At 65.7% G+C, this 6562-nt stretch carries 8 protein-coding genes; 2 read left to right on the top strand and 6 right to left on the bottom strand.

The annotated features are described in order from the left end of the window. Together GXP39_19340 and GXP39_19335 are read left to right on the top strand one after the other, a co-directional pair. Positions 1–142: hypothetical protein (locus GXP39_19340; GenBank protein ID NOZ30190.1), on the top strand; the 142-nt coding region annotated here is incomplete at its 5' end. Between the two features lie 91 nt (positions 143–233). Beyond that, a complete protein-coding gene (locus tag GXP39_19335; GenBank protein NOZ30189.1) occupies positions 234–902 on the top strand; it encodes a class I SAM-dependent methyltransferase in 669 nt (222 codons plus the stop codon). Between the two features lie 22 nt (positions 903–924). Here the strand turns inward: GXP39_19335 and GXP39_19330 are convergent, their stop codons facing one another. From GXP39_19330 to GXP39_19305, 6 genes are all read right to left on the bottom strand, one after another. After that, positions 925–1275 carry a DUF3147 family protein gene (locus GXP39_19330; GenBank protein NOZ30188.1) on the bottom strand — a complete coding sequence of 117 codons (351 nt, stop codon included), beginning with the start codon at positions 1273–1275 and terminating at the stop codon, positions 925–927. Between the two features lie 3 nt (positions 1276–1278). Further along, positions 1279–1509 carry a hypothetical protein gene (locus GXP39_19325; protein ID NOZ30187.1) on the bottom strand — a complete coding sequence of 77 codons (231 nt, stop codon included), beginning with the start codon at positions 1507–1509 and terminating at the stop codon, positions 1279–1281. Positions 1510–1709: 200 nt separating this feature from the next. Then, positions 1710–2960, bottom strand: a complete 1251-nt coding sequence (locus tag GXP39_19320; GenBank protein ID NOZ30186.1) for an HlyD family efflux transporter periplasmic adaptor subunit — start codon at positions 2958–2960, stop codon at positions 1710–1712. 13 nt (positions 2961–2973) lie between these two features. Continuing rightward, complete coding sequence (locus GXP39_19315; GenBank protein NOZ30185.1) at positions 2974–4359, bottom strand: HlyD family efflux transporter periplasmic adaptor subunit; 1386 nt, start codon at positions 4357–4359, stop codon at positions 2974–2976. 28 nt (positions 4360–4387) lie between these two features. Further along, entirely contained in the window at positions 4388–5317 is a 930-nt protein-coding gene (locus GXP39_19310; GenBank protein ID NOZ30184.1) for an ABC transporter ATP-binding protein, read from the bottom strand. A 110-nt stretch (positions 5318–5427) separates the two neighbouring features. Further along, entirely contained in the window at positions 5428–6558 is a 1131-nt protein-coding gene (locus tag GXP39_19305; GenBank protein ID NOZ30183.1) for an ABC transporter permease, read from the bottom strand. Positions 6559–6562: the final 4 nt, after the last annotated feature.

Raw genomic sequence — 6562 nt, 5'->3', positions numbered from 1 at the left:
TCTGGAACGGGTGTTGAGCCGGGCGTTGGATGCGGATCTCTCCGCGGTGGGACAGGCGGCGCGCGAGCGGATCGCCCAGAAGTACACGGTTGAGCGCGCCGCCAGGGAATATCTGGCGCTGTGGCAGGAACTCACGCGTTAGCGTCCGGCGCTCATCTTCAGGAAAGGGAGCCCGCCTGGCGAGGGAATGACCGGAAGAATGGAGGGATCGGGTTGCAGGGTCGAGGCGAGAGATGAACGATTCAACGTACGGCGCACGAGAGGCGTATCAGGACACCACGGTGGCCCAGCGGTATGAGACGTCCCGTTTCTCCGGCCTGACCGGGAAGCTGGGGAACTGGCTGGATCGGCGAGCGGTCCACGCGTTGCTCTCCGCTCACCTGCCCCCGGGAGCGCGCGTGCTCGATCTGCCCGCCGGGACGGGGCGCTTCCTGGATCTGTTGGCGCCGCGCTACACGATCACCGGCGCCGACGTGTCGCTGGAGATGTTGGGACAGGCCCGGCGCAGGAACGCCCAGATCGATGGCGCCACCTTCGCGCAGGCGGATGCCACCCGGCTGCCCTTCGCCACCGACGCCTTCGACTGCGTGATGTCTATCCGGTTTCTGGGGCATCTGCCGGACGACGTGCGGCGGCGCGCCTTCGCCGAGATGGCCCGGGTGAGCCGTGCCTACGTCCTGATCGAGGCCTGCCTGAACGCGCCGATCCCCAGGGCAACGCGCCGCCTTCGCCGGCGATTGACGGGCCGGCGCCCGTACCTTCCCGGCCAGTGGCGTTGGCGTACCTTTGATCGGGACGAGCTGTTCGCGGAATGTGAGGGGATGGGATGGCGGTTGGTGGCCCGCCGGCCCAAATTGTGGCCGCTGTCCGACGCCTGGTTCCTGCTCTATCGGGTCCCATAGGCGGCGGTGTCCGTCGCCCGCCTCACGATAGGAGCCGTGAGATCGCCCGGCCGGCGATGAGGGCCGCCCCCCAAGCGCCGTAGCCGATCAGGATCACCAGCCACAGGTTGTAACGGCGGGACGCGGCCCACCAGGCGGCGAGGAGGAAGCAGATCGTCCCCACGATGCCGCCCAGGCTGGCCAGAAGGAATTCGGAGACCTTGACGTGATCCCCGTTGGTGTTCTGGAACACGATCACCAGCGTGACCAGGATGGTCAGCGGCATCGTGGCCAGGATGCCCGCCACTCCCCTATGTCGCTCTCCGATCCAGGTGACGACGGCGATGACCATCGTCGAGAGCAGGACCTGGATCAGTTTGTGGGATGCCACCATCGATCAGATCAGGGTCTTCATCGTAAGCATCTGAGCGCCCAATGCCTCCAACGCATGGGCGATCTGAGACTTGTTCTCCCGTCTCAACTGCGCCACGACCTCGTTCAGAACCGAGAAGAACGTACCATCGATCGCGGGCAGGTACAGCCCGATCAGCCGGCTCAACTCCTCTTCATCACGCGCCGTCAAGAGCTTGCGGATGGCCTCCAACGACTCCTGCTGGTTCATCGCCATGGGATCTCACCTTTCCGTACATCGCGGATTCCAGACTCATGCGTTGAGGGAACGCTCTGGGGCCGCCAGCGATCTGCGAACGGCGCAGCTATCTTAACTGGAATCGGTGGGGGCGTCAAACACGTTCGGCGGGGTAAAGGCGGGACGGGTTCCGGAACCCGTCCCGCCTGGATGTCTAGACCTGTTGAGAGGCCGGTCTCTCACTCGATCAGCGTGGCGTCGGCCGGCATGCCCGGCTTCAGCAGGTGTTCCGGATTCTCCAGCTGCAACTTTACGGCGAACACCGTCTGGACGCGATCCTCCTGCGTCTGCACGTTCTTGGGCGTGAACTCGGCCCGGTCGGCGATGTAGACGACGCGGCCGTGGAACTCCCGATCAGGGAAGGAATCCACCTTCACGATCGCCTTCTGGCCCAGCTTCACGTGCCCAATGCGGCCGGTCGGCACGAAGATCTGCAGGGTCACCTGGTCCAGGTCCGCCACGGTCATCAGGACGGCGCCCGGGGCTGCCAGCTCGCCCGGATCCACCAGGCGGCTGGTGACCAGCCCGGAGATGGGGCTGCGCAGGGACAGCTTCTCCCGCTGCACCTGAACGAGATGCAGCGCGGCCTCCGCCTGTTGTACCTGGGCCTCGGCGGCCACGATCTCTTCCATCCGCGGGCCGGCCAGGAGCGCGTCCAGCTTCGCCTGAGCCAGGGCCAGGCCGGCTTCGGCGATCTTCACCTGTCCTTCCGTCCTGTGCACCTCGGCGATGAGGGAGAGCGGATTGCGACGGATATCCTCCAGGGCGGCCAGTAACGCCTGGGCGCCCTTCTTGGCCTCCTCCGCCGCCTCTATAGAGGCTTGGGCCGCCACCATTTGCTGCTCGTAGACCGCCCGCTTCGTCTTGTCTTCGTCCGAGCCGCCGGTGGCGCCGTCCCGCAGCGCCTTCGCTGCGTTGTACCGCGCCTGTGCCTGACCCAGCTGCGCCTCGGCCAGCTCGATGCGCGCTTTGGCATCATCGATCTGCGCGATGAGGTCGTGCGGGGTTTCCAGCAGCTCCTGGGCGTGCTGGTAGGCCGCTCGCGCCCCGGCCAGCTCGGCTTGAGCGCGCTGGACCTCCGCTCGTGCGGCCGCGATCTCCGAGGGCCGTGGCCCGGACTTCGTCTCGGCGAGCATGGCTCGGGCCGAGGCGACCGCCGCCTCCGCCTCTCCCACCTGGGCGACCAGCAACGAGTCGTCCAGTTGCACCAGCAGCTGTCCCTCCTCCACCGGGTCGCCCTCGTTGGCGAACACGGAGACGACGCGCCCGCCGGTCTCCGAGCTGATCTTCACCTCCTCCGCCTCGATCGTGCCCGAGGCGGTTACAACGACCCGCTGTTGGGGCCGCGCCAGCGAGTGCAGGGGCACCAAGAGGAGCCCCACGATCACGGCGGCTAGGATGATCCCGTACCGAGAGATATTTCCCTTCATTATATAACCCCCCTCACAGATCGCGAATGGGGCCGAAATCGGCGTCGGCCGGCATGCCCGGCTTCAGGGCGTGATCCGGATTCGGCAGGGTGATCTTGACCGCGAAGACCATGCTGACGCGCTCCTCCGCGGTCTGCACGTTCTTGGGCGTGAACTCCGCCTGATCGGCGATATACGTCACCCGGCCGGTGAACGTTCGGTCGGGGAAGGAATCCACGGTGACCTTCACCTCGTTCCCCAGGCGCACCAGGCCGATCTTATCCTCGGGCACGTACACGGTGAGCGTGACCTGATCGAGATCGGCGATCTTGAGGAGCGGGGTGCCCGGCATCACCGCCTCCCCCCGGTTCGCGGGCCTGGCTACGATCACTCCCGAGCGCGGGGCGCGCAGCGTGAGCTTCTCGCGCTGCGTCATCAAGCGATCGAGGGCGGATTCGGCCTGTTTCAGCCGCGCCTGGGCGACCTCGATCTGCTCCTGCGTGGCCCCCTCTCGCAGGCGTTCCAGCGCCGCCCTGGCCTGCGCCACCTGCGCCTCGGCGCCGTGGAAGGCCGCCTCCGCCTGGTCCACCTGGATCTCCAGCTCGATCGGGTTGTTGCGTTTGGCCTCCAGGTTTCGCAGGCGTGCCTGGGCCGCCCGGAGCTGGGCCTTGGCCTCCTCTACCGCCTGCCACGCCTCCCATGCCTTCTGGCCGGCGAGGTTCCATTGCAGGTTGGCGGCCTGGATCTTGTCCGTCCCCGGCGTGTAGTGGAAGCCGTACCCGCCCGGCAGGACCACGTCAAAGCCCTCCGCCAGGGATCGCACCATGCGACCCCACATCTCATGCTCCAGATCCATGGCACGGGCGTTGGCCTGTGCCGCCAGCACCTGCTTTTCGGCGATCGCGACCTCCACCCGGGCGGTGATCAGTTGCAGATCCAGCTCCTGGGGGTGGTCGCGCAGCTCCTTGGCGTCCTCCCACGCCTGGCGCGCCGCGTCGCGGGAGGCCTCGGCCAGGCGTACCGCTGCCTCGGCCTGCCGCAGCTGCTCCTCACGGGGGCCGGCCTTCACCAGCTCCAACTGGGCCTGGGCCACCGCCACCGCGGCGGCCGCCTGCTCCAGCTGCGCGTCGATCACGTCCGTGTCCATCTGAACCAGCAGCTGGCCCTCCTCCACCAGGTCCCCCTCATGCACGGGCAGCTCTACGATCACCCCGCCCATCTCGGGCGCCACCTCGATCTGATGTGCCTCGATGATGCCCGACGCTTTCAGGTGACCCGTGTCCGCTCCGGTGGTAAACTCCAGGTCGGTCAGGACCTGCTGCACCGCTTCGGGCCGACGTTGCACGAAGCGATATCCCTGCCATGCCCCTATACCTAGCACGGCGATCAGGATCACAACGAAGAGAATCCGCTTGACCATGCCTCACCTCTCGTGAAATCCCCACTCGCTAACGGAGGCGGGAGATGAACACGTCCTCCAGAGAGGGGGGGATGATGCTCATGTCGATGATCCGTACCCCCGCCTTCAGCAGGGTGGCTCGGATCGCATCCTCTTGCTGGGCGATGTTCGGGGCGGCGACGTGGATCCGCGCGCCGTAGAGGGCCACCTCGTCGAACCGGTCCATGGCGCGCAGCGCGATCAGGGCCGCCTCCGTGGGCTCGCAAACGATCTCGATCACCTGCCCGCGCATCTGATGCGTCTTGATCTCGACCGGGGTACCCTGCGCGACGATGCGCCCTCGGTGGATGAACGCCAGCCGGTGACAATGCTCCGCCTCGTCCATGTAGTGCGTCGTGACGAAGATCGTGGTGCCCTCGTCCGCCAGTTGATAGAGCAGATCCCAGAACTGGCGGCGGGAGACCGGATCGACGCCGGCGGTGGGCTCGTCCAGGAACAGGATGCGGGGGCGGTGCAGGATGGCGGCCCCCAGCGCCAGCCGCTGCTTCCATCCGCCCGAGAGGTTGCGAGTGAGCTCCCGCTCCCGGCCGACCAGCCCCGCCATCTCCAGCACGAACCGCTTGCGTTCCTCCAGCTCCCGGCCGCGCACGCCATAGGTGCGGCCGTAGAAGTTCAGGTTTTCCGTCACCGTCAGGTCATCGTACAGGCTGAATCGCTGTGACATGTACCCGGCGATCTGTCGCACCTGGCCGGTCTGCCGGGCGACATCGTATCCCAGGATCTGCGCGCTTCCCGACGTGGGCCGCAGCAGGCCCAACAGCATCCGGATCGTTGTGGTCTTGCCGGATCCGTTGGGGCCCAGGAACCCAAAGATCTCCCCCTCCCGTACGGAGAAGTTGATCCGATCTACGGCTGTGAAAGACCCAAATCGTTTCGTCAGCTCCTGAGTGACGATCGCGAGCTTGTCCGATGTGCTCATTCCCCTACCTTACCCGTGATCGATAGCCTCACGTGGATACGTAAGTTGCGATCCCGTCGATTCGCCTCCCGAGTAGGCAACTCATGGATCGCCCCACCCTATCCCGTGACTCAATCCAGCTGCAAATGCCTCAAGACGACAAAGGTCACCGTCGTGATGATCATCCCCAGCAATGCCAGCATTCCCAGCTCGTACCAGAAGGCCTGGATCCCCGCCCCCTTCAATAAAATGCCCCGCAGGATGATGAGGAAGTGTCGGATCGGGACGAAGTTCGACAGGATCTGAAGTGGCCGGGGGAGCGTCTCGACGGGGATCATATATCCGGAGAACACCATCTCCCCCATGGCCAGCATGAACACGAACAACAACGCCTGCTGCTGGGTCCTGGAGACGGAGGATACCAAGATCCCCCATCCCAGCTCGACGAAGAGATAGAAGAGCGCCACGCTCAACAGCAAGGGCCATGAGCCGCGCATCGGCACCTTGAAGATGACGAGGGTGACCGCCAGCAGCAGCAGGAATTCGGCATAGGCCAGGATGACGGCCGGGATCGCCTTGCCGATGATAAGCTCGATGGGGCGCAGGGGGGTGATCAGCAGCTGCTCCAGCGTCCCCAGCTCTCGCTCCCGGGCGATCCCCAGGGAGGCGATCATCAACGCCACCACGTACAGGATGAATCCCAGCTCGGATGGCACGGTGTAGTTGGCCTCTCGCAGTTCCTCGTTGAACCAGACCCGCACGCTGGGCTCGAAGCTGCCGAAGGAGGTGGCCGCGATGCCCAGTTGCCGCGCTGCCAGATCCTGGTTCATCCGGGCGACCACCCCTTCCGCCGATCGCATGGCCGTTCGCGCCGATGTCGGATCCGAGCCGTCCAGGATGACCTGCACCTCCGACCGGCCGGCGTGGCCCGGCATGAGCGCATCTTCGAAGCCTGGCGGGATGATCACTGCCGCCACCACCTTTCCCGCGTCGAGCAGCCGGGAGATGGCGGTCTCATCCTCCGGCCAGTAGTTCAGATCGAAGGTCTCCGTGTTCACCAGCGCCTGGAGAAGGGCCCGGCTGGCTTGCGAGCGATCATAGTCGATCACCGCCGTCGGCAGATGGTCGATATCCTGCGAGGTGGAGTAGGCGACGGCGATCAGCTCGGACATGGGGCCGAACAGGATGAAGAGCGCCAGCAGCCAGTTCCGTCGTAGCTGGATCAGCTCTTTACCGGTCAGCGTCAGAATGCGGGTGAGCATCGGA

It is taken from the genome of Chloroflexota bacterium (assembly GCA_013152435.1).
In the GTDB taxonomy this organism is placed as follows: Bacteria; Chloroflexota; Anaerolineae; order DUEN01; family DUEN01; genus DUEN01.
The sequence above is the reverse complement of the archived record's forward strand: the minus strand, read 5'-3'. Positions and strand labels throughout refer to the sequence as shown.

Bases quoted from the DNA above. Each gene is read 5' to 3' on its own strand.
- GXP39_19320 (NOZ30186.1), bottom strand. From the start codon at position 2,960: ATGAAGGGAAATATCTCTCGGTACGGGATCATCCTAGCCGCCGTGATC.
- GXP39_19310 (NOZ30184.1), bottom strand. From the start codon at position 5,317: ATGAGCACATCGGACAAGCTCGCGATCGTCACTCAGGAGCTGACGAAA.
- GXP39_19335 (NOZ30189.1), top strand. From the start codon at position 234: ATGAACGATTCAACGTACGGCGCACGAGAGGCGTATCAGGACACCACG.
- GXP39_19330 (NOZ30188.1), bottom strand. From the start codon at position 1,275: ATGGTGGCATCCCACAAACTGATCCAGGTCCTGCTCTCGACGATGGTC.
- GXP39_19325 (NOZ30187.1), bottom strand. From the start codon at position 1,509: ATGGCGATGAACCAGCAGGAGTCGTTGGAGGCCATCCGCAAGCTCTTG.
- GXP39_19315 (NOZ30185.1), bottom strand. From the start codon at position 4,359: ATGGTCAAGCGGATTCTCTTCGTTGTGATCCTGATCGCCGTGCTAGGT.
- GXP39_19305 (NOZ30183.1), bottom strand. From the start codon at position 6,558: ATGCTCACCCGCATTCTGACGCTGACCGGTAAAGAGCTGATCCAGCTA.